Origin of the sequence: Neoroseomonas rubea, assembly GCF_016106015.1 — a bacterium.
GTDB classification, from domain to species: domain Bacteria; phylum Pseudomonadota; class Alphaproteobacteria; order Acetobacterales; family Acetobacteraceae; genus Neoroseomonas; species Neoroseomonas rubea.
In genome coordinates this window covers 1-2,972 of sequence record NZ_JACADQ010000428.1, presented here as the reverse complement: position 1 = coordinate 2,972, position 2,972 = coordinate 1, and the positions used below count along the sequence as shown (strand labels likewise).

2 protein-coding genes are annotated in these 2,972 nt (G+C 72.2%); both read right to left on the bottom strand.

Annotated elements, in window-relative coordinates; genetic code table 11:
• On the bottom strand, nucleotides 1-2,470 hold a 2,470-nt coding region (tssM, locus tag HW577_RS23120; RefSeq protein ID WP_198378463.1), incomplete at its 3' end, for a type VI secretion system membrane subunit TssM.
• Nucleotide 2,471: 1 nt separating this feature from the next.
• A partial coding sequence (tssL, locus tag HW577_RS23115; protein WP_198378462.1) for a type VI secretion system protein TssL, long form occupies nucleotides 2,472-2,972 on the bottom strand: 501 nt, incomplete at its 5' end.

Here is a 2,972-nt window from a genome sequence, read left to right as displayed (position 1 = left end):
CGGCGGCCGCGGCGGGCCGCGGCTGCGCGCCGGGCCGCGTCCAGCCCTGCGGCGGCGTGCCCACCGACAATTGCCGCGCGATCGCGCGCAGCAGGTCCTTCATCGGCGAATTCGGCGCGCCGAGGATGTTCAGCGCCTCCGCCTGCTGGGCCAGCGCGGGCGGCAGCGGGGCAAGGTTCAGGTCATCCAGCATCGCCTGCCAGGCGCGCGCGTATTCCTGCGCGTAGAGCCGCAGAACCTGCTGTTCGAGCTGCACGGGGTCGTCGCCGCCGACATTGGCGCCGCCCTCGGCGCCGAGCACCCAGTATTCCGCCACCCCCTGGCGCACCGTCTGGCCGAGCACCGGCAGCAGGCCGCGATACAGGCCATCGACCGTGTAGATGCCGGGGATGCCTTCCGTCAGCGCGGTACCGGAGGCGCGGACGAAGTAGCGCTGCCCCGCCGCGCCGATCGCGTCCGCCGGCCGCCAGGGCGCGATGTTCTGCGACGCGACGGCGGCCTGCAGGCGGGAGAACACCCGGTCCGACAGCGGCAGGCGGGAGAAGATGCGCCGAGACGCATCGACCAGCGCGCCATCGACCGGGTAGCGGTGGAAGTTGCGCGCGAGCGTCGCCTCCAGATGCCCCATCAGCGCGTCGCGCACCGGCTGGTTCACGGCACCGGGGAAGGCACGCAGCCAGTCGCGCGCGAACCAGAGCTTCACCGTCTCGAGGTCGAGCGGCCCTTCCTGGCCGAGCATCAGGTAGGTGCGCGTTGCCTCGTACAGCTCGTCCGGGCGCTGGAAACTGCCGCGCATCACGATCTCGAGCCGTGCCAGCAGCCGCGGCAGGAAGGACCGGTCGAGCGCGCGGCGATAGGCCGCACTCGCCCCCGCCAGCAGCTTGTCCTCCTGGCTCAGTCCGAGCGCGGCGCCGTCGCCCTGCGCCGCCGGCGGCAGGTCCCGCGCCGCATCCAGATAGGGGAGGATGCGGCGGAATTCCGCATCCGTGACGCGCTCGAAGGGGATGCCCTGCGCCGCCTGCTCGGCCTTGCCGATCTGCGCCGCAAGGCGCGCGGCGCGGTCCTGTTCCGCGCTCCAGGCCATGTAGCCGTAGCCGAAGCCGCCCGCGGTGATCAGCGCGGCGAGCCCCCAGGCGGTTGCCGCGACGATGCGCCGGCGCTTGGCCGCCTTCTGGTCGCCGGAGGCGAGCCGCGCCTCGTTGAACACCACGTCGCGCAGCAGGCGCGTGATGAAGTAGGCGCGCCCCTTCTGCTGCATCACTGCCGCCGGGCGGCGCGGATCGAGCCCGAAGGAGCGCGACAGCGCGCCGGCGAGGCGATCGAGCGGGCTGCCTTCCTGCGTGCCGGAGGTGAAATACACCCCGCGCAGCATCGGCGCGGGGTCGAGCCTGGTGCCGCCGAAGGCCGCCGCGACGAAGGCGCCGAGCGGCGATTCGAGCGAGGCGAACTGCGCGGGGAAGCCGGCGAGCGCGGTGCGCTGCTGCGGCCCGCGTTCCTGCTGCAGCCTCTCCAGCACGCGGTCCTGCACGCGGCCGAGCAGCGCCTGGAATTCCTCCCCGAACTTCGCCGCGTGCCCCGCCTCCCCGCCCGTATCGGCGGGGAAGGTGAAGCCCCAGACCTGCTCGCGCGCCGTCTTGTCGAGGTCGTCGAAGAATTCCATGAAGCCGGCCAGAAGGTCCGACTTGCTGACCATGAAGTAGACCGGCAGGCGCTGGCCGAGCTTCTCCTCCAGCTCCTTGATGCGGCGACGCACGGTGCGCGCATGCGCGTCGCGCTCGGCGGGACCGAGGCGGGAGATCATGTCCACGCCGAAGGTCACCAGCACGCCGTTCAGCGGCAGCTTCGGGCGGTTCTTCTTGAGCAGGCCGAGGAAGCGTTCCCAGCCCTGCTTGTCGGCCGAAGCATCGGAATCCTGCGTGGTGTAGCGCCCGGCCGTGTCGATCAGCACCGCCTGGTCGGTCAGCCACCATTCGCAGAAGCGCGTCCCGCCCACGCCCTGCAGCTTGCCGCCGTCGGAGAGCGGGAAATCGAGGCCCGAATTGGCGAGTGCGGTCGTCTTGCCCGAGCCCGGCGGGCCGATGATGACGTACCAGGGCTGTTCATAGAGGAAGCCGCCCTTCTTCTTGGAGGACGACTTCAGCCGGTCGAGCGCGGCGGTCAGCCGCTCCCGCATCTCGGCTTCCTCCTCCGCCGCGCGGTCCGCGCCGGGGTCCGCCTCGGCGATGCCGGCCACGAGCAGCGCGTCGCGCTTCAGCCGGCGGCGTTCCAGCAGCCAGATGACGACGATGCACAGCAGGAACAGGACACCGCACAGGATCATGCGGTTGATCTCGGTCTCGAGCGGCCGGAAGTTGCCGAAGGACACCAGCGGCCCGAACAGCCACACGATCGGCATCAGCAGCGAGACGGCGAGCAGCGCCGCCAGCGCGCGCCCGGTCAGGAACGGGCGGAAGACATCGAGCGCCTGCATCTCAGTTCGTCCCCCGCAGCAGCACCACCTCGATGCGGCGGTTCTCCTCGCGCCCCTCGGCCGTGCGGTTGTCCGCGATCGGCTCGGCGTCGGCGCGGCCCTCGGTGGTGAAGCGCCCGGCATTGCCGGTCGCCGCGGCGATGATCGCGCTCGCCGCCTCGGCCCGCGCGGCGGAGAGGTGGAAGTTGGACGGGAACCGCACGGTGCGGATCGGCTGGTTGTCGGAATGGCCGATCACCTGCACGCGCCCGGGCTCGGTGCGCAGCCCCTGCCCCACGCGTTCGAGGATCGGCACGAAGCGCGGTTCCACCGTCGCGGAGCCGGAGGCGAACATGCCGCGGCTCTTCAGCCGCACGGTCACGGACCGCCCGTCGCCGAACACGGTCAGCAGGCCCTGGTCGATCTCGGGCTTGAGGAATTCGCGCAGCGTGACGAGGAAATCCGGCCGCGGCGGCGGCAGGGCGGCGGGCGGCGGCGGCGGCGGCGCGGGCGGGCGCGGGGG